21 protein-coding genes and 3 pseudogenes are annotated in these 18,371 nt (G+C 33.8%); 6 read left to right on the top strand and 18 right to left on the bottom strand.

Features of this window, described 5'->3' with window-relative positions:
• Positions 1-203: 203 nt before the first annotated feature.
• The 10 genes and pseudogenes from MHH71_RS01780 to MHH71_RS01730 form a co-directional block, all read right to left on the bottom strand.
• The gene (locus MHH71_RS01780; RefSeq protein ID WP_003197987.1) at positions 204-599 is read right to left on the bottom strand and encodes a hypothetical protein; all 396 of its coding nucleotides are present in this window, start codon (positions 597-599) and stop codon (positions 204-206) included.
• A gap of 95 nt (positions 600-694) precedes the next feature.
• A complete protein-coding gene (locus tag MHH71_RS01775) occupies positions 695-943 on the bottom strand; it encodes a GlsB/YeaQ/YmgE family stress response membrane protein (protein ID WP_003197984.1) in 249 nt (82 codons plus the stop codon).
• Positions 944-1,150: 207 nt separating this feature from the next.
• A pseudogene (locus tag MHH71_RS01770) lies at positions 1,151-1,873 on the bottom strand (nucleoside hydrolase); the annotation flags it as partial.
• Positions 1,874-2,116: 243 nt separating this feature from the next.
• Positions 2,117-2,842 (bottom strand): ABC transporter permease, encoded by a 726-nt coding sequence (locus tag MHH71_RS01760; RefSeq protein WP_033798931.1) that lies wholly within the window; start codon positions 2,840-2,842, stop codon positions 2,117-2,119.
• The gene (locus tag MHH71_RS01755; protein ID WP_006095099.1) at positions 2,839-3,567 is read right to left on the bottom strand and encodes an ABC transporter ATP-binding protein; all 729 of its coding nucleotides are present in this window, start codon (positions 3,565-3,567) and stop codon (positions 2,839-2,841) included. The genes MHH71_RS01760 and MHH71_RS01755 overlap by 4 nt, the downstream gene beginning before the upstream one ends.
• A complete protein-coding gene (locus tag MHH71_RS01750; protein WP_006095100.1) occupies positions 3,567-4,037 on the bottom strand; it encodes a DUF3021 domain-containing protein in 471 nt (156 codons plus the stop codon). The genes MHH71_RS01755 and MHH71_RS01750 overlap by 1 nt, the downstream gene beginning before the upstream one ends.
• Before the next feature lie 12 nt (positions 4,038-4,049).
• A complete protein-coding gene (locus tag MHH71_RS01745) occupies positions 4,050-4,490 on the bottom strand; it encodes a LytTR family DNA-binding domain-containing protein (RefSeq protein ID WP_003198186.1) in 441 nt (146 codons plus the stop codon).
• Positions 4,491-4,912: 422 nt separating this feature from the next.
• Positions 4,913-5,104, bottom strand: coding sequence for a YvzF family protein (locus MHH71_RS01740; RefSeq protein WP_003198184.1), 192 nt, complete (start codon positions 5,102-5,104; stop codon positions 4,913-4,915).
• Positions 5,105-5,173: 69 nt separating this feature from the next.
• Positions 5,174-5,959 carry a class I SAM-dependent methyltransferase gene (locus MHH71_RS01735; protein ID WP_018780673.1) on the bottom strand — a complete coding sequence of 262 codons (786 nt, stop codon included), beginning with the start codon at positions 5,957-5,959 and terminating at the stop codon, positions 5,174-5,176.
• 70 nt (positions 5,960-6,029) lie between these two features.
• Positions 6,030-6,617, bottom strand: a complete 588-nt coding sequence (locus tag MHH71_RS01730; RefSeq protein WP_006095101.1) for a hypothetical protein — start codon at positions 6,615-6,617, stop codon at positions 6,030-6,032.
• A 231-nt stretch (positions 6,618-6,848) separates the two neighbouring features.
• On the opposite strand from MHH71_RS01730, the gene MHH71_RS01725 reads away from it, so the two are divergent.
• Complete coding sequence (locus MHH71_RS01725) at positions 6,849-8,051, top strand: MFS transporter (protein ID WP_006095102.1); 1,203 nt, start codon at positions 6,849-6,851, stop codon at positions 8,049-8,051.
• 32 nt (positions 8,052-8,083) lie between these two features.
• Here the strand turns inward: MHH71_RS01725 and pduL are convergent, their stop codons facing one another.
• Positions 8,084-8,653 carry a phosphate propanoyltransferase gene (pduL, locus tag MHH71_RS01720; protein WP_018780675.1) on the bottom strand — a complete coding sequence of 190 codons (570 nt, stop codon included), beginning with the start codon at positions 8,651-8,653 and terminating at the stop codon, positions 8,084-8,086.
• Positions 8,654-8,835: 182 nt separating this feature from the next.
• Between pduL and MHH71_RS01715 the strand changes: the two genes are divergently transcribed.
• The 3 genes from MHH71_RS01715 to coaW all read left to right on the top strand — a co-directional run bounded on the left by MHH71_RS01715 (position 8,836) and on the right by coaW (position 11,389).
• Positions 8,836-10,035 carry an LL-diaminopimelate aminotransferase gene (locus MHH71_RS01715; protein ID WP_006095104.1) on the top strand — a complete coding sequence of 400 codons (1,200 nt, stop codon included), beginning with the start codon at positions 8,836-8,838 and terminating at the stop codon, positions 10,033-10,035.
• 72 nt (positions 10,036-10,107) lie between these two features.
• Complete coding sequence (locus tag MHH71_RS01710; RefSeq protein WP_006095105.1) at positions 10,108-10,515, top strand: 3-hydroxyacyl-ACP dehydratase FabZ family protein; 408 nt, start codon at positions 10,108-10,110, stop codon at positions 10,513-10,515.
• 52 nt (positions 10,516-10,567) lie between these two features.
• Entirely contained in the window at positions 10,568-11,389 is an 822-nt protein-coding gene (gene coaW / locus MHH71_RS01705) for a type II pantothenate kinase (protein WP_033798932.1), read from the top strand.
• A gap of 98 nt (positions 11,390-11,487) precedes the next feature.
• Here the strand turns inward: coaW and MHH71_RS01700 are convergent, their stop codons facing one another.
• The 7 genes and pseudogenes from MHH71_RS01700 to MHH71_RS01670 form a co-directional block, all read right to left on the bottom strand.
• Positions 11,488-11,793, bottom strand: a complete 306-nt coding sequence (locus MHH71_RS01700) for a hypothetical protein (protein ID WP_018780678.1) — start codon at positions 11,791-11,793, stop codon at positions 11,488-11,490.
• 64 nt (positions 11,794-11,857) lie between these two features.
• Positions 11,858-14,206, bottom strand: coding sequence for an RNA polymerase recycling motor HelD (gene helD / locus MHH71_RS01695; protein WP_006095108.1), 2,349 nt, complete (start codon positions 14,204-14,206; stop codon positions 11,858-11,860).
• A gap of 211 nt (positions 14,207-14,417) precedes the next feature.
• Positions 14,418-14,925 (bottom strand): annotated as a pseudogene (locus tag MHH71_RS01690) (2'-5' RNA ligase family protein).
• Between the two features lie 37 nt (positions 14,926-14,962).
• Positions 14,963-15,430, bottom strand: a complete 468-nt coding sequence (locus tag MHH71_RS01685; protein ID WP_006095111.1) for a CcdC family protein — start codon at positions 15,428-15,430, stop codon at positions 14,963-14,965.
• A gap of 51 nt (positions 15,431-15,481) precedes the next feature.
• Positions 15,482-16,141, bottom strand: a complete 660-nt coding sequence (locus MHH71_RS01680; RefSeq protein ID WP_006095112.1) for a DUF4052 family protein — start codon at positions 16,139-16,141, stop codon at positions 15,482-15,484.
• Between the two features lie 2 nt (positions 16,142-16,143).
• Positions 16,144-17,018 (bottom strand): annotated as a pseudogene (locus MHH71_RS01675) (ABC transporter ATP-binding protein).
• Positions 17,015-17,392, bottom strand: coding sequence for a GntR family transcriptional regulator (locus tag MHH71_RS01670; protein WP_006095115.1), 378 nt, complete (start codon positions 17,390-17,392; stop codon positions 17,015-17,017). Before MHH71_RS01670 ends, MHH71_RS01675 begins: the two are co-directional and overlap by 4 nt.
• A 645-nt stretch (positions 17,393-18,037) precedes the next feature.
• Between MHH71_RS01670 and MHH71_RS01665 the strand changes: the two genes are divergently transcribed.
• Complete coding sequence (locus tag MHH71_RS01665) at positions 18,038-18,178, top strand: YrzI family small protein (RefSeq protein WP_016115192.1); 141 nt, start codon at positions 18,038-18,040, stop codon at positions 18,176-18,178.
• Between the two features lie 27 nt (positions 18,179-18,205).
• Entirely contained in the window at positions 18,206-18,349 is a 144-nt protein-coding gene (locus MHH71_RS01660) for a YrzI family small protein (RefSeq protein WP_003198152.1), read from the top strand.
• Positions 18,350-18,371: the final 22 nt, after the last annotated feature.

Genomic DNA, 18,371 nt, shown 5'->3' with positions numbered 1-18,371 from the left:
TCTTTTACAAGTAAAAAGCTTCACTTTTCAAATGTCCGAAGAAACTTTTTCATGGTATGGATGCTCCTTTGAGCAGATATCCTCCTTCTCTACTAATAAATTGTTATTTTTTTAGATTTCTGCTAACAATTTGTATAATCATTTTTGTGAAATTTATCCAAAATAAAAAAGCCGCCCTATTAAAGGCAGCTTTAGCTATGTATTTATACTTCAATACTTTTTCCATCTTCAACGATGTGGTAAAGTAAATGAGCTAAATGATGAATTGGACCATATTCTTCCTCTTCTTCATCTGTTTCACCTTGGAATTCAAGGTCATTTAAGTAAAGTGCTAAAAATTGATAGAATAATTTCAAATCAAATCCGTAGCAAGCACTTGGCTCTTCATGATCTCCTTCATATTGCAACATTAAGTATTGTTCATTGCCTTCTGCATCTTCTGCATCAAAGAATACAAAGAAACCAACATTTGTATCTAGATCAAATAGATGACGAGTACCGTTTTCTGTTACTTTATTGAAGTCCTCTTCACTTAACTTATGTACTGTTGTTGCTTTTGCATTGTCTTCTTGATGAAAGTTTACTGTAAATGATTTCAATGCTTACACCTCCTGATTGTATAACAGTAGCATAACAGATTAGGACAAATAATACAAAAATGGATCGCTGACAATTTTCAGCGATCCACCTAATTTCATTTTCGCATTGCACGCAGTAATAAGCTGACAATAAAAATTAAAACAATGGCACCAATTAATGCTGGAATAATTGCATACCCTCCGATAACCGGTCCAAACGTACCCAATAACAATGTTCCAAGCCAAGAACCGATTATCCCAGCAATAATATTTCCAATCACACCACCAGGTACATCTTTACCAACGATTAAACTTGCTAGCCATCCTAAAATACCACCAACAATTAAAGACCATATAAATGCCATATCACTATACCTCCTTAATTTTACAAAACAAAAATAATACCTATAAATTATTGCTTACCATTAGTTATGCTACTATTTTTGATAAGTTATACCTTAAATGCCACGTATAGCTTTTTATACAATTGAATTAGTACAGTTTTGTATCCATTCAAAATAAATTATTTTTCCAAACCATATTATTCCTCGATGATCTCATAGCCTTATTCCCTAAGAACAATCTGGTTTCAACATTGTTCTCATAAATTTTTTTAAAACGTTTGATAGTTAAAATCAATGGCCATTCTTTGTACAGACCGATTATCAAATCTTATGGGTTCAGCAATCTTTCTAAAATCAGCTACACTTTGTCCTCGAGTTTCGTCATTTGTTGTACTTATCCATACAGCAGACTTTTTATATTCAAAGATATTATCATTCATTAATGAAATAAACGGTAATAAATCATGAATGGGACTTCTACCAATTCCACGGTATTCTTTTTTATAAAAGTTCTCATAATAAAAATCAATCATTGGCTTAATTAGTTTTGCTAGCCCTGTTCCCTTTTCATTAATAATGTTTCCATTTCAGGAGTAATAAGTGCCTGCTGCGTTACATTTAACGGATAAACACTAACATTCTTGGCATATTTCATGACAATATTAGTTGCAATTGGATCTCCATAAAGTGAACCTTTAATCAGTGGGGATTTTCTTCATCCCCCTCTGATTATTAGTTGAACGAATCGGGCTTTTATGGGCAGTTGGTTCCCCACCTAACTTCTTTGCTTTCGCTGAACTTTGAGGTGGGGGTCTTACTGCCCGTTAATGCGGGGTAAAAGTTAGCTTCTGAAACAGGAGTAACATTACCTGGAAATAAAAATGCGCCACCCATTATATAATAAGCGCATACTTGGTCCATTACATCTGGATACAAAAGAAATAATATTGCATGTTTTATCGGCATAAATTAAAGCAACTGCATCATCGATACCCAAATCTCCAAAAAAGATTTTTTATTAACTCCTCTCACCCTCCTCATCATTTTCTACTATTATTATTATGCGAAAAAGACAAGGCGGTGAAACAGTATCAAATAAAAAAACCGCCTATTTACTGGCGGTTATATGGAGATAATAAAATTGTTTATATTTTATTCAACTATCGTGTATTTTTCACTATGAATACAATTTATTTACCTTTTCATTTTCCTCTTAAAGCCCAAAACAGCGATTACGAAGATAATGATTATATAACCAACTACCCATAATAAAGGTACAACAAGATCACCATATTCACCAGATAAAGCAAATCGTGTAGCATCAACCGCATGAGCAAATGGCAATGCATAACCGACTGTTTTAAACGTACCACCAATCATATCTAACTTAAACCAAGTGCCACTTAACCATGTTGTAAGATTAACAAAAATCGCAAAAATCCCACCAACTTGCTTATCCGTAAAATACGTACCAAGTAGTAGACCAAATCCAATATAAAGCATTGCAATGATAATGAGTAGAATAGTGGCACCTAATACATTCGCATTAAATGATAGACCTAAGAAGAATGCTGAAATAAAGCAAATAACAATTTGAAGAATGGCAACCGGTAATAGTGGAAGAGCGTACCCAGTAATATAATCAGAGGCAGACATAGGGGAAGCAAACATCCGCATTAAAAATGAACTGCTTTTATCCTTACCAATCAGCATCCCTGAAAATAACGTAATAAAAGAAAAACTGAAAACGATTACACCTGGCGTTAAGTTTTCTATATGATAAAGGTCCAAAGGCATATTTTTCTGCATGATTGAAAAAAGACACATAATAATAACCGGAAGCACAATCCCAAAAAGAAGCGTCAGAGGATCTCGTAAAATCTCCTTACGATTACGTGAAGCAAATGCTAAATATCTCATAGTCCGCCTCCCTCTTCAGTTAGTGTAAGGAAAATATCTTCTAAAGAAGATTGTCCCGTATTTTCTTTTAACTCATCAATCGTTCCAAGTGCATGCAATTTACCACCATGCATAATACCGACGCGATCAGCAAGTGCTTCTACTTCTTCTAGATAGTGCGTCGTTAAAATAATCGTGATTTTACCCTTTAATTCAAGTAGAGTCTTCCACAGATCATGTCTAGCACGAATATCAAGTCCTAGTGTTGGCTCATCTAAAAAAATGATTTGGGGAGACGAAATAAGTGCCATCGCAATGCTTAGCCGGCGCTGCAACCCACCTGATAATGTTTTTGCTTTATTTTTTGCTCGCTCCGAAAGTCCAAACTTTGTCATCATTTCCACCGCTTTTTGCTTAGCCTCTTGCTTATTGCTTCCATAGATACTCGAGATGAATTCTAAATTTCCCTTTACAGAAAGATTCGGAGCTACCGCAGTTTCTTGCGGAGAAATGTTTATTTTTTGTTTTACTGCCGTAGGGTTTTTGATGATACTATCTCCTAACATCAGTGCATCGCCACTTGTAGGTGTAAGTAAGCAACTAAGCATTTTAATCGTTGTTGTTTTTCCAGCAGCATTTTGCCCTAAAAGTGCGAAGAATTCTCCCTTCTTAATCGTCAGTGAAAGATTGTCAACAGCTGTGCGCTCTTTAAATTTTTTCGTTAGATTTTTTATAATTATGGCCATTATTCATCACTTCTCCCTTCAAATTGCCTTGATTGAATCGCAGCATTAATTTTTTTTATATCATTCTTTGAAATCATGTATTGAATAGTCCATGTGATGACATACGTACCTAAAAAACCAATAAAAAAAATCAGTGTGCCTATAGATGTTTTGGGCATCCACAGTAGCGTTACAATCGGCCCCCATACTAGTGCTGTTATACAAAAATGAACGATGTACTGTTTTAGTAGACTCCACTTCACTATGTCAAAAACAAGCGAACTTGTAGCGAATGTGACCCCAATCAGCCCTGTTAACAGTATTTGTACCGTGACAGCTGACATCTTACTAACAAATAAAGAGCGAAACTGTTCCACAACTGGCATATATTCTCCTTGACCTAATGGGAGCGAAATAAGGAGTTGTACGATTTCTCCAATAATCACACCGATAACAAAACCACCAACAACTCGACTAATTATATTTTTCAAGATATTTTCACCTCATATTCCGAACAGTTTCTTAATTTTTGAAACATAGCGTCGAGAAGCATACGTTTTGATATTCCCTGTTAATGACACGCCAATTGTTCCTGTCATACTAATATCCATATTCGTAATCATTTTAATGTTAACAATCTCTGAATTTGAAATACGAACAAAAAATTGACTATTTAATTTCTCTTCCAGTTCATATAACCTTGAGCGAACGGTATAAATACCAGCAGCGGTTTGGAGAAATACCTTCTGTTTCTCTGTATAGATTCTAACGATATCTTTACATTCAACAATTTCAACACCTCTTTCTGAAAATACAGCTAATGAATCCATATGAGTCTCCGATAGTCGCTTCATAATATCAGATATCTCATCTGTCATTTTATCCGTTAGAATGATAATTTTCGGCTCTTTATAAGATGGATCAATCGACACTTCAAACTTCACTTCACCACTTCCCTTTCACTCGCTCTAAATATAAAAGCTATTTAAGTTACTGTAAATGGATTTTCGATAACCGGTTGTTTTCACACGATAACTGGTCAAAAAACAAATATAACAATTAGATACTCCAGGAACATATTCTTTCTTTACAATAAATAGGCACACAAAACAGATCTTCTGTGTGCTGATTCAACTTATGTATTTCTAAATAAAAATCAATTTATTAAATTATTTTTTCATATAGATGTATAGCTTATATAGGAAGGAACGAAATATTCAAAATACTTTTTCATTAAAAAGTTCTCCCCTATTAATTAAATAACTTTTTACATTTCTATTATACATGAATAGAAAAAACGACACTGTATTTTGTGTCGTTTCGGCTCTCTATCATTAAACAATTTTATTGTTTTTAAAGGACTTTATTATTTGTGAACAGCATTTTCCATCTTTTTATACGACAAATATGCTAATACATTCTTACTTGTATCATATTTAGGATTGTTTCCTTTTTTCGGCTCTCTAACATGTGTCTTTTCAAACCCAGGAATTTCAGGCATTTTCTCCAAAAATTCAACAATCTCTTTTTCCGTTCCCTCAACGCGTACACGAATCATTGTTATTACTCCTCAATTCTCTATTTCTCTGTACTAAGTATAGCGTACTGAGAAAAGACTGCAAGAAAATTATCTTTTTAGCGTTGAACTTTTATGACATACAAACAGTGCCATCTCCGTATAAAATGATTCTACTTTATTATTGTTAAATTGTATGTTGAAGAACTCCTTCATTTCATTTGACGTTTTCATCATACAATCCGTTAACTTGGAGCGTGTTGGCGATGGGACATCCATCATGTTACACCACCAATCAAAATTAAATTGTTTTTCAAATGTGAAACATGATTGCATTTGTAAACCTTGCTTTTCTAATAATGAAATCCACTCTGTTTTTCTAAGCGCTCTCCTGTGACTTGGATCTCGCTTTTTCTCAATAAAATTATAAAATGTATCATATTCTAGGTTTTCTGGGGAGACATTATCAATTAATATAAATAATCCGTTCTCTTCTAACTTTCGATGTACTTCAAAAATAAATTGAGAAGGGTTTGAAAAATGATGCGCTGCAATGCGACAAATAATCGTATCAAACGATTGATTAGAAAATGGTAAATCCTCTGCATTTCCTACTACAAATGATACATTTTCATGTCCGTTTGTCTGGATAAATGCTTTCGCTTTTTCTAACATTTTTTCTGTTAAATCGAGCGCAACAACCTCTTTAAATATCGGGGCTAATAAATTAGCAACATGACCGCCACCTGTAGCGATATCAAGAAGACGAATATTTTTACGATTTTTTACTTGTTGAACGACATACTGTAAATCTGGTCCTTTTGCATGAATTTGACTATTCACATACTTTTCAGCATTACTACCAAATTGTGTTTTCACAAGTTCTTCGTTACTCATTTCAATCATCTTCTTTCTACATATATTTACATATTCTTTTTCAGCAAGAATATATAAATATCCTCTTTATTCAATGAACTAAGCACTCTATTTCCTTCCGATTTTCTTCTTGTTTTATATATTTACATACATTTATACCATATGCTTGTACAATGAAGGGAAGTGACAATACAAATAGTTCTTTTAACACATTCTCTTCGTATTCATCAACCCAATCCTTTGTTTCTGTACAATAATTAAAAATCAACGTATAGAAACTTCCGCATTCAATTTCTGTTTTACCTACACCTATTTCTCTTAATAGCTCTTTACATAATAACGAATGTCCATCAATAAAGCGTGGAAAGTAATAAGCATAAATCATTTCACGACACTTCTCCCTAATCATTTCCTCAAATTTAATATAGTATATTCTACTTTCAAAATAGAACGCTCCCCTTGTTTTCCCACTATACTCGCGTAAAAAATCTCCAATTGTATCATACGTATAGCCTTCATGCGTTTGATTCATATGTACTAAAATACCACTAGAGTTCACCATATATTTTGGGACTGATATGTAATAATAGACAATCCAAAAACAAAGCTTTGCTATTATTTCCTCTTCCTGCTTCTCTAAAAACTGGTCGAACAATTTTTTGAAAAATTGTTGAATCATAAGTATCCCTCCCTCGTACATTTTAAATTTATTCCAATTTATTTTCTAATATGTAAATTTGATTTTTTAGCTCTATAAAAGCAAAGTTTTATCCAAATCAAAAAGATTGAACTTTCATTATCAAACACGTAATATAGACTCTGACTCTAAAAAATAATGATTCAAATGTATGAATGAAGAGGAGGATTTATATACGATTTTTCCTATTTTATAAGACTGAGAGGTTTTGTTATGTGGCGTAATAAAAATGTCTGGATTGTTCTAATCGGTGAGTTTATCGCTGGGCTTGGTTTGTGGCTTGGGATTCTTGGCAATCTAGAATTTATGCAGAAGTATGTACCTTCTGATTTTATGAAGTCGGTTATTTTATTTATTGGATTATTAGCCGGTGTTCTTGTTGGTCCGATGGCTGGTCGTGTTATCGATCAATACGAAAAAAAGAAAGTCCTTCTTTATGCTGGTTTCGGCCGTGTTATCAGTGTTATTTTTATGTTCTTCGCTATTCAATATGAAAGTATCGCCTTTATGATTGCCTTTATGATTGCCCTTCAAATTTCAGCGGCTTTTTATTTCCCTGCATTGCAGTCTGTTATTCCGCTTATTGTTCGTGAACATGAACTATTACAGATGAATGGTGTCCATATGAATATCGGAACAATCGCTCGTATTGCTGGAACCTCACTAGGTGGTGTTCTTCTTGTCGTTATGAGTTTACAGTACATGTACGCGTTCTCAATGGCAGCATACGCTTTATTATTCCTTTCGACCTTTTTCCTACGATTTGAAGATCAAAAATCAAATACATCAAGTAAAAAAGCAGCAAAAGATAATAGCTTTATGGAAGTATTTCGGATTTTAAGAGGAATCCCAGTTGCATTTCGGGCACTTATTTTAAGTATTATTCCCCTTTTATTCATCGCTGGTTTCAATTTAATGGTTATTAACATTAGCGAAATGCAACATGATCCGACAATTAAAGGGTTTATTTATACCATTGAAGGTGTGGCTTTTATGTTAGGAGCTTTCGTAATTAAGCGTTTATCTGATCATTTCCCACCTGATAAATTACTTTATTTCTTCGCCTTCTGTACTGCTTTTGCGCATCTCTCATTGTTCTTTAGTGATGTGAAATGGATGGCACTTGTATCATTTGGTCTATTTGGATTTAGCGTTGGCTGTTTCTTCCCTATCATGTCAACAATTTTCCAAACAAAAGTTGAAAAAAGTTATCATGGACGTCTTTTCTCATTCCGTAATATGTTTGAAAGGGTAATGTTCCAAATTGTCTTACTTGGAACTGGATTCTTCTTAGACACAATTGGGTTACGATATATGGTTCTTATTTTTGGCGCTATTTCATTATTAATTATTTTCATGTCGTTATCAAAGCACAAGCAGGCAAGTAAAAACACTTCCCAAGTATCGAACATGTAAAATCCATCTCCAAATTGAGATGGATTTTTCTCTTATTGTAAGAGATGACCTAAGTCTCCTGTTGTTATATTCCCACTATTTGCTTCATCTGTATCAATATGCATATCTAAGGCGTATGTATCTTTTACACGAATTAACACTTGATTAAAAATCAATCCTCTGTTTCCTTCTACTTTCACACTTGCATATTGTCCATCTTTCACTTGAAATTTTTCAGCATCTTGAGGTGTCATATGGATATGGCGCTCAGCGATGATTACACCTTTTTCAATTTTTAAAGAACCCTTTGGACCAATAAGAGTAATCCCTGGTGTTCCATCAATATTGCCTGATGCTCGAATCGGAGCATCCACTCCTAATTTACGTGCATCTGTTTTTGAAATTTCAACCTGTGTAAACTTTCGAATAGGACCAAGGATACGGACTTTTGGGATTTCCGCCTTTTCAGTCTTAATCGTTACTGTTTCTTTCGCTGCAAACTCTCCTGGTTGTGAAAGTTCTTTTGCAACCAGGAGCTCATATCCTTCCCCAAAAAGTTTTTCTAAATCTTCGCTTGTCAGATGGACATGCCGATTTGATACACCAATTGGAATTTGTTTCACCTTTAACACCTCTTCATTATGTGGTAGTATTCATACTCTTTAGCCTTCCCTTCTTTTTCTTTTTACACAACTGCGTTTTGAATTCTGACTCAAAAGTGATAAAATATAATTATGTGTTTTCAGAATAATAAAAGAATATAAAATTTAGAAAATGAAAGCACAGTTTTTTAGGAGGGGTTTTGATGACTTATACGTTAGCAGCTAGAATGAAAGCATTTCAATCTTCTATATTCAGTGAATTAGCAGCTTATAAAAAGGTAAAAATTGCAGCAGGTCACAAAATGATTGATTTGAGTATCGGCAATCCAGATATGCCTCCTGCTGATATTGTAAGAGAAGCTATGGTACATACAGCAAATGAAAAAGAAAGTTACGGTTATACTTTAACAGGTATTCAAGAATTCCATGAGTCAGTAACTGAATATTACGATAACAATCACAATGTTAAATTAGATCCAAACAATGAAGTTTTATTATTAATGGGTTCCCAAGATGGACTCGTTCACTTGCCTATGATTTTTGCAAATCCAGGTGATCTTATTTTAGTACCTGATCCTGGATATACAGCATATGAGACGGGTATTCAAATGGCAGGTGCAAAGCCTTACTTCATGCCTTTAAAGAAGGAAAATGATTTTTTACCTAATTTACAAGACGTTCCTGAGGAAATTGCTAAACAAGCAAAAATGATGATATTAAACTTCCCTGGAAATCCAGTTCCGGCAATGGCTCATGAAGATTTCTTCAAAGAGGTCATTGCATTCGCAAAACAGCACAATATCATTGTGGTACATGATTTCGCCTATGCAGAATTTTATTACGATGGAAAGAAACCAATCAGTTTCTTATCTGTTCCTGGCGCCAAAGAAGTTGGTGTTGAAATTAATTCCCTATCCAAAAGCTATAGCTTAGCTGGTAGCCGCATTGGTTATATGATTGGAAATGAAGAAATTGTAGGTGCACTAGCGCAATTTAAATCAAACACAGACTACGGAGTGTTCTTGCCAATTCAAAAGGCCGCATCAGTTGCCTTACGTAAAGGGGCCGATTTCTGCGCCAAAAATCGGATTATCTACCAAGAACGTAGAGATACTTTAGTTGATGGATTTGCTTCTTTCGGATGGCATGTTGATAGACCAGCTGGTAGTATGTTTGTTTGGGCTGAAATCCCAAAAGGCTGGACCTCATTAGACTTTACCTATGCACTAATGGATCGTGCGCATGTTGTTGTAACCCCTGGTCATGCTTTTGGACCACATGGTGAAGGATTCGTTCGTATCGCACTTGTTCAAGATAAAGAAGTGTTACAACAAGTTGTTGAAAATATTGAAAATAGCGGTATTTTCTCTCCCGAAAAGGCAGATGCATTAGTCAATAATTAATTACAAATCCCCTGCTTATTTTTAGCAGGGGCTATTATTTTCCCATTTAAGGATTAAAGATCGGAGACCTTTATGAATATCAAAAATATTAACGATACACTTCCTCATCGCTACCCATTTTTAATGATTGATAGAATCACAGAAATTGAAAATGAAAAATCCGTAAAAGGATATAAATTAATCACAAGTAACGAATGGTTTATAAATCCGAATCAAAACAGCATGCCACACATGCTAATTGTAGAGGCCCTTGCACAGCTTGGAGCATTTGTAGGAACAAGTGAGTCTACCGGATTAGGATTCCTCTCCTCATTAGACGGTGTAACATTTAATGGCACTGCTATACCTGGTGACAAGCTAGATTTACAATATGAAGTTCTGCGGAATAAACGAGGATTTGTTCTCGGGAAAGGAATTGCTTCTGTAAATGGTAAACCCATTGTTATAGTTGAAAAGTTATTAGTTTACATTACTTCATAAAGAGTGAATGATAGATGTTCATTATTATTACACAATGATAAGGAGTACAAAAATGAAGAGCACCGTCGGTATTGATGCTGGAGGAACACTAACAAAAATTGCTTATTTTAATGAAGAAAATGAATTGCATTTTAAAAAATTTTACTCTCATGAACAAATCAAAATTCAAGAGTGGTTAAATAAAAATAAGTATATAAATAGATTGTCTCTGACTGGTGGTAAAGCTGAACAGTTACAAACATTATTTTCTGCAACATACACTATAGAGTATGTTGCAGAATTCGATGCCACACTTGCAGGCGTTCACTATCTTATTAACAACGGAAATTATTCCATAAACAACTTTGTTTTAACAAATATCGGTACAGGAACATCCATTCATTATGTCCATAATAAAAATTATATTCGTGCTGGAGGAACTGGTATTGGTGGAGGCACTATCATGGGCTTGTCGAAACTATTAGCGAATATAGATCGTTTTGAAGAAGTAATCCAGCAGACAAAACTAGGTTCTAGGCAGAATCTCGATATAACAGTTGGAGATATTTATAGCGGGATTCTATCTCCTATTGATAGTAATTTAACAGCTAGTAATTTCGGAAAAGCTGCTATGAGTGAAGCTGATTATAACAACCCCGATTTACTCGCTACCCTTCAAGGTCTTGTTGGTGAAGTAGTTACTGCATTAAGCCTTCAATTTGCAGAAGCAAAAGATATGGATCATATCGTTTATATTGGATCTACACTATCAAATAATACACATCTACAAGAAATTATAGGTAGTTATACTTTGTATCAAAATAAAAAACCTATCTTCTTAGAAGATCACGGTTTTAGCGGGGCTATTGGTGCCTTACTGAGTATAGCCAAATAAATATATTACAAAGAAAAGAGCCTCTGTGAAAGAGAAAACATGAGTCAAAATTTCACATAATAAAAAAGCTGGTTTTTAGACCAGCTTTTTTATTTGAACTATAGCTCTACATATCCTTTTTCTCCACCAAGATATTGAAAACGATTTACACCAAACGCTTGCGCTACATATCCTCTCATCGCTTCAAACCCTTCACCAAAATAAGGAATAGGGTTTTTCAAAAACGAGATTGTTTTTTCTCCATCATAAATTTTAGCTTTTATTATATCTTTGTCTGAATGAAACGATATATATATTCCCTTATAATAATATTCATAATATCCCTCTTCATCCTGTTCACTCTTGTCTTCAAAAGGTATACATTCCATTTTATAAGTATCCCCATTAATATTTATTAATTCCATGTAATCCGCCCCTTTAAGGAAAACTTAGGTACATTAACATGTAACAACCTCTTTTATTCCGCTTCTATATTTTCTTGTAACAATACGTTTTTGGAGAAACAGACTGTAAAAATTCATTCATCTCCCCTACAGAATAAATATATAACTCATGCATCGCACGCGTACAAGCGGTATAAAATAACTTACGTTCACTTTCTCGGCTGTATTTTTCCTCTGATGCATCGTAGATAATGACCGCATCAAACTCTACCCCTTTCGATAAATACGATGGGATAATCAAAATACCTTCATCAAACGAACTCGTTTCTTTCTTAATGAGGCGAACTGGTAATGATGTTTGTAGGGCATAGTACGCATCTTCGCTTTCTTCCGCTGTTTTACAAATAACCGCGATTGTTCTGTGACCACTTTGCTTCAATTGTTCGATTTGGTCCACAATCTTTTTATGATGAGCTTCTCCTTCTTTCACTTCTGTTATAATCGGTTGTTTTCCTTCACGCTGAAACGGTTCAATTTCATCACCGTCAATTAACTGCTTCGTAAATTCAATAATTTGCTTTGTAGAGCGATAACTACGCGTAAGAACAATTTTTTCACTTAGTTCTTCCCCATACAAGGTACTTAACTGTGAAAATTCATTCTCTGACGCATGTTCATAAATGGTCTGATTAAAATCGCCTAGTATCGTCATTTTTGTATGAGGGAATATTCGTTTTAAAAATGCATATTGAAATGCAGAATAATCCTGCGCTTCATCAATAAATATGTGCTGCACAGATGTATTTTTTTGTAATTCTTCTAGTTGGTCTTTCATGTATAAATAAGGCGTTGCATCTTCATACGCCATATAAAAACCTTGCATTTTTTCTATTGTTTCTCCGCATATTTCATCCCATTTTTGTGGTAATTTATATTCTTCTACAAGTTGCTTAGCAAACTCGGGATCTTTAAATAACTGTATATAGAGTGCTGATGTATGAATAAATTGTAATTTTTTCACACGTCTTCGGAGCGGTTTAAAATATTTTTTCACAACAATAGCTGCTAACATATTTTGTTCACGTTCAAAATCATCAAACGTACCATCGGAATATTCTTGTCTTTTCTGTAATTTCCGATGAACTTTTGCGTATGTTTCTTTATCTAATAACTGTACTTCTTCTTCCACCCAAAGTTTTTTTCTCTCTATTTTTTCTTGCTCCTTCAGCTCCTTTAACAACCACTCAGAAATTAACTTTATTCGATTCGGAATCCGTATTGAAGGATCAAATTTATAAAATTGTTCTTTTATTTGTTCTTTAGAGATTAATACTTCCCCTCTAAATTTTATATCTTTAAATAACATACCTTCTCGTTTTAAATAAGATACATACTGATCTACTACTTCAATAAAATCAGAACTTGCTTTATATCTAATCCCTTCTAATCGTGTTTTATAACTCTTTTCTTCCATTCTTGTCAGTACATATTCCATTTGTGTAAATGGATCTTCTAATTCAAATTTCTTATCAATATGACGCTCTAAGTATTCTTGGAATGTCGTTTGCTTCATATTGTCTTCACCAAGTTCCGGCAATACTGTAGATACATAGCTATTAAACATCGAGTTTGGAGAAAAGAGAACGATTTGATCGGCGTGTAATGTCTCTCGATAACGATATAATAAATATGCAACGCGCTGAAGAGCTGCCGATGTTTTACCGCTTCCTGCAGCTCCTTGAACAACAAGTAAACGACTCTTTTCATTCCGGATAATTTGGTTTTGTTCCTTTTGAATTGTTGAAACAATGCTTTTCATTTGTGTATTGGCGTTATTTCCTAATACTTCTTGTAGCAATTTATCGCCAATCGTCACTCCTGTATCAAACATACTTACAATTCGACCATTCCGAATAACATATTGCCTTTTTAATGTCATTTCACCCGAAATCGTATCATTAGGTGCTTCGTATTTAGCTCTTCCTACAGAATAGTCATAATACAAACTTGATATAGGGGCTCGCCAGTCATACACAAGAAATTGTTCTGTCTGTTCATCGTAGAATGAGTGAATACCAAGATAAATAGCATCCTCACTTTTTTCACCGTCTTCTAAAAAATCTACCCTTCCAAAGTATGGTGATTGCTGTAATCTTTGTAATCCTTTTAGTTGATTGTAAGCATGGCGGTGACTTTGCTCTCGTTCAGATAATAACTCTGCTTGTTGTTTGATACTTGCTGCCGTTTCGATAGCCTCTTCTGTATTATCAACATTCACAGTTACATCGTCCCAAAAATGTTTTCGAATCTGGACAACATCTTTTGTTGCTGCACTTGTATATTGCTCTAATGTATCAATATGTTTTTCAATCTTTCCAACTACTTCTTTCACACGATGTTGTTCCTGTTTCCACTCTTGACCTGTTTTCCCCATATTGCCACTCCTTATCAACTAATCGTTCTGATGCTCATTGTTTGATGCTATAACAAATTCAATAAAAAGTTTGACAAACAAGCATTTAATTTGTTATAATTAAATTGGGTAATTATTGAGTTTTCGCAAAAATAAACGATGAGCGTTTTTCCATTTTAACACATATATATGAAAAATCAATAAAAAGGAGATACAAATTTGTATCTCCTTTTTATTTTGGAAGTTCCACTTCAAATTCTATTATTGATTCTCCATCTTCTCCAATACGTTCAACACTTACTTTTTCAATTATACATCGCAATCGCGTGCTTAATTTCAGCATCTTCTCTGCGATTTTTATTGCCCGTTGTTCATTTTCTTTTCGTCCAACTGTAACGTGTGGTATATAAGGTATATCACTTCGCAAAAATTCCGTCAAAGGCCCTTTGTATAACTCATCATGTAACTCTCTTACCTGTTCCCTTCCCTTTTTCAACATGTAAGAACAAGTACTCACCTTCATGACTTATTCGATCAATAAGCTCAATTTCTATTGGATGAATCCCTTGCAATTTCCGGGCTATATGCGCTCTTAGTTCATCATTAGAAAGTGCACTTTCAAAAGGAAACACAAGTATAATATGTGGTTGAATGAATCCAAATAAAGGATCATGCTTTTTTCTAATTGCTTCAATTTCATCTATTTGCGCCTCACCTAGAAAAAGTAAAATAGTACGCACTCTCCACCCTCCCTCCAACGAAACAAAAAACTCAGCTCTATGAAACTGCACGAAAAACTTTTCTAAACTTCATATAACAAGCAATTCTCCATGGAACTATATAAGAAATCGCAACAACATAAAACAATAACCCTATCGTTTGCTGATCCAAATCAATTATATATTGCCTAGAAACGTACCTTAAAATTACAATCCCAATAAAAGTAATGAGAAAAGCTACACTTTTCTTCGTATAGACATTCCCATCTTCCCTTCTCTCATAATTTGTAAGTATAATAAGTGGAATCGCGAAAAAAATTCCAAATAACATCGCAAAGCCAATGTATACTGCAGCCGGATGAATAGGACCAAAAAACATTAAAATTCCTGGTGATAAAAAAAGCAGTGGTAATAAAATTCGTTTACCATTTCCCTTTATCGGTCTATGCATAGAGCGATAACGCCGCCATAAAATCAATAATGCAATACATAAAAACATCGTTATTAACGAAGATGTATCTCCCATATGTTTTCCTTCTCTCCTAAAATATTTTATCTAACACTGCTATACAATTTATTAAACCGTTTGTTCTAAAGAAATTTTTCGAATACATATACCACTAATCACAAAGTAAAACACGATTAGCCCACTGGAAATGATTATGAACGAAGGTATATTCATCAAAACTTCAGTTTTTGTAAGGGTCAATTTTAGCCCACTGTCATAACATACGCTTGTTAAGCCTATAAAAAAGATTGAACCAACTCCACATCCAATCCAATTAAATCTCTGCTGAAAAATAACAATTCCTTGAAAAAGACTCGCTATAGTAACATAAAGTAAAAACTGTACAAAAAACTGCTCAATTGAACCTCCTATCAAACTAGCACTTTCCACACGATAAAATAAGTCCTGTAAGAAAACCATTTGAAACAGTGAAAAAAACGCTGCTTGTAAAGCAATATAACAAACTGATCCAATGAAAAACTGTAACCTTGTTGTCCCAAACGAAACAGCTAAGCGAAATACATCTAGCTGTATAAAGAAAGTGCTCACTACAATAAAAAATATAATGGCAATAGAAGGATTGTTGAAAACATCTTGTAAAAAGCCAACTCGTATATCTTTTATATCTATTAAACTCGTTGAACCTTTTATGATTAACGCTACAATCCAAAATATTAAAATAGCTTTATAATGATAATTAATGTGTAATTTCAACTGATTCATTAGCATCTTCACTTTACGTCACCATCCGTTATATAAATAAATAATTTCTGAAGCGACACTCCCTCAATTTCTAACTCTTCACTTTCAAGATATTTATAGTCTTCTTTAGAAAGCTCTCCCCATATAACACCAATCCTTTTATTTCCAAACAATTCTCGGTATACAACATTTTTATTTATCATAAATTCATCCACTTTATCTTTTCGCCCTGATATGTAATGGCCTTGCTGTAATAAATCTTCAACTGCTGATTGAACAACTACTTCCCCTTCTTTCAAAATCAGCACATCTTCTACAACATGCGCTACCTCTTCTACTAAATGCGTTGATAAAATAATTGTTCGGGGATGATTGCCATAGTCTTCTAACAACATACTGTAAAATAATTCTCGGTGCGCTGCATCCAAACCGGTAGTCGGCTCATCAAAAATGGTAATAGGTGCCCTACTTGCTAATCCTTTAATGATTCCGACAACAGTCTGCATGCCATGTGATAATTTATCGTACTTTTGGTTTACATCTATTTGAAACTTTACTGCAAGTTCCTCCGCAAACTTCTGATCCCAATTTTTATAAAACATGTTACATAACTTAAAAATTTCTTTCACTTTATAATTCGAATAAATCTCTTCTTTCACTTTTACAAAACAAATATTTTGTAAAAGTGACTATTTTCATACACATTTTCATTAAATATTGATACACTACCTTTACTTGAAACGATTTGTCCAGTAAGAAGGTGAAGTAGCGTTGTTTTCCCCGCTCCATTTCTACCAAGCAAACCATATATCTTATGCTCTTCCAATGAAAAGGTTAATCCATTTATAGCCATCTTTTTCTTATATTGTTTTGTCAATTCTTCAGTTTTCACTACAATTGTCATTCTTTTCCCTCCTTTGTAACCATTTGAATCATTTTGATTAGCTCTTCTTTAGAGATTTCAAGTACCTCCGCTTCCTTCCACACTTTAGGCAAAAATTCATTCCTAAAAGCACTTTGTCGCTTCTTTAGTACCACTTCCTTCGCTCCCTTTGCAACAAACATCCCAATCCCTCTCTTTTTATATAAAATACCTTCATCGACTAACAAATTTACTCCTTTCGCCGCTGTCGCCGGATTGATTTGCAGCAATTTTGCAAATTGATTTGTTGACGGAACCTTTTCTTCTTCAAGCAGTATTCCCTTTAAAATATCCGACTCAATGGTTTCTGCAATTTGTATGTATATTAACTTATTTTGTTCAAGAGATTGTTTCATACCTTCCCCCTTAGGTTCATAGGTTCATTACTTATGCAATTAACCATATCACAAGAATATATTTCCATTCAATATTTTTCCATAATTTTTTCGCAAAAAAGAAGTATCATACCTTAAAGAATGATACTTCTTTATAAAACCGTTGTATTTTCTATACTGAACCTCAAGTTCTTTTCATTCAAACCATTTTGACAAAAATCAAACTTCTTTCCCTTTAATAATTTTGTTCGATCTACTACCTGTCCTAGATGATAACTTGTATGCTCAATACCTTATCAAAACTTCCTTTCAAAACATACGCATTTTAATCAAAATTAAAAATTTTCATTTTTTATGTTTACAATTATCCATTAATTGTATATACTTACTAACGTAAGAAAAAAATTCTAAAAGGAGGTCGAATAAAATGATGAAATTACAATTACATGTTGCATCTATTTTACAATTAAATATGAATTCGACCACCCTAATGGAGAATTGAAAATCGTTCGGTATTTTCTTTAATTAGCAAATTCGCCACAGGAGGTCGTATACTTTCCTGTGGCTTTTTCATGCCTGTCACAGGAGAATTATATCTTCCTGTGGCTTTTTTGTGCGATTTTTTAATCTCTAACACTATTTCTTTTCGGAAGGAGCAAATATTCAATGACTTTTCACGTACTTTTTTTCAGTATTACAATCCAACGAAAGCAATTATCTGAAGTTGAAATGTTACACGATCAACACATTCAAAAGACTATGAATGACATAAAGGAGCGTCAATGTCCTTACAGTAGTCACCTGTAATTCCTTTACGAAAGGAGGAATTCATTTATGACGATTCATATTTTCTTTTTTACGTTTGCTCTTCAGAAAAAATCTTTATCTGAAACTGAGATTTTACGTAAACAACAATTAAAAGCGATTACGGACGAAGTAAAAGATCGCAAGAGTTCTTATTATAATCAAATGTATTAAAAATTAATTTATAAAAGGAGCA

It is taken from the genome of Bacillus sp. FSL H8-0534 (genome assembly GCF_038005885.1).
Lineage (GTDB): Bacteria > Bacillota > Bacilli > Bacillales > Bacillaceae_G > Bacillus_A > Bacillus_A pseudomycoides.
Note: the sequence above shows the minus strand (reverse complement) of the source record. Positions and strands in the feature narration are given on the sequence as shown.

Bases quoted from the DNA above. Each gene is read 5' to 3' on its own strand.
- MHH71_RS01775 (WP_003197984.1), bottom strand. From the start codon at position 943: ATGGCATTTATATGGTCTTTAATTGTTGGTGGTATTTTAGGATGGCTA.
- MHH71_RS01760 (WP_033798931.1), bottom strand. From the start codon at position 2,842: ATGAGATATTTAGCATTTGCTTCACGTAATCGTAAGGAGATTTTACGA.
- MHH71_RS01755 (WP_006095099.1), bottom strand. From the start codon at position 3,567: ATGGCCATAATTATAAAAAATCTAACGAAAAAATTTAAAGAGCGCACA.
- MHH71_RS01740 (WP_003198184.1), bottom strand. From the start codon at position 5,104: ATGATTCGTGTACGCGTTGAGGGAACGGAAAAAGAGATTGTTGAATTT.
- MHH71_RS01735 (WP_018780673.1), bottom strand. From the start codon at position 5,959: ATGAGTAACGAAGAACTTGTGAAAACACAATTTGGTAGTAATGCTGAA.
- MHH71_RS01730 (WP_006095101.1), bottom strand. From the start codon at position 6,617: ATGATTCAACAATTTTTCAAAAAATTGTTCGACCAGTTTTTAGAGAAG.
- MHH71_RS01725 (WP_006095102.1), top strand. From the start codon at position 6,849: ATGTGGCGTAATAAAAATGTCTGGATTGTTCTAATCGGTGAGTTTATC.
- MHH71_RS01715 (WP_006095104.1), top strand. From the start codon at position 8,836: ATGACTTATACGTTAGCAGCTAGAATGAAAGCATTTCAATCTTCTATA.
- MHH71_RS01710 (WP_006095105.1), top strand. From the start codon at position 10,108: ATGAATATCAAAAATATTAACGATACACTTCCTCATCGCTACCCATTT.
- coaW (WP_033798932.1), top strand. From the start codon at position 10,568: ATGAAGAGCACCGTCGGTATTGATGCTGGAGGAACACTAACAAAAATT.
- MHH71_RS01700 (WP_018780678.1), bottom strand. From the start codon at position 11,793: ATGGAATTAATAAATATTAATGGGGATACTTATAAAATGGAATGTATA.
- helD (WP_006095108.1), bottom strand. From the start codon at position 14,206: ATGGGGAAAACAGGTCAAGAGTGGAAACAGGAACAACATCGTGTGAAA.
- MHH71_RS01685 (WP_006095111.1), bottom strand. From the start codon at position 15,430: ATGGGAGATACATCTTCGTTAATAACGATGTTTTTATGTATTGCATTA.
- MHH71_RS01680 (WP_006095112.1), bottom strand. From the start codon at position 16,141: ATGCTAATGAATCAGTTGAAATTACACATTAATTATCATTATAAAGCT.
- MHH71_RS01670 (WP_006095115.1), bottom strand. From the start codon at position 17,392: ATGAAACAATCTCTTGAACAAAATAAGTTAATATACATACAAATTGCA.
- MHH71_RS01665 (WP_016115192.1), top strand. From the start codon at position 18,038: ATGACTTTTCACGTACTTTTTTTCAGTATTACAATCCAACGAAAGCAA.
- MHH71_RS01660 (WP_003198152.1), top strand. From the start codon at position 18,206: ATGACGATTCATATTTTCTTTTTTACGTTTGCTCTTCAGAAAAAATCT.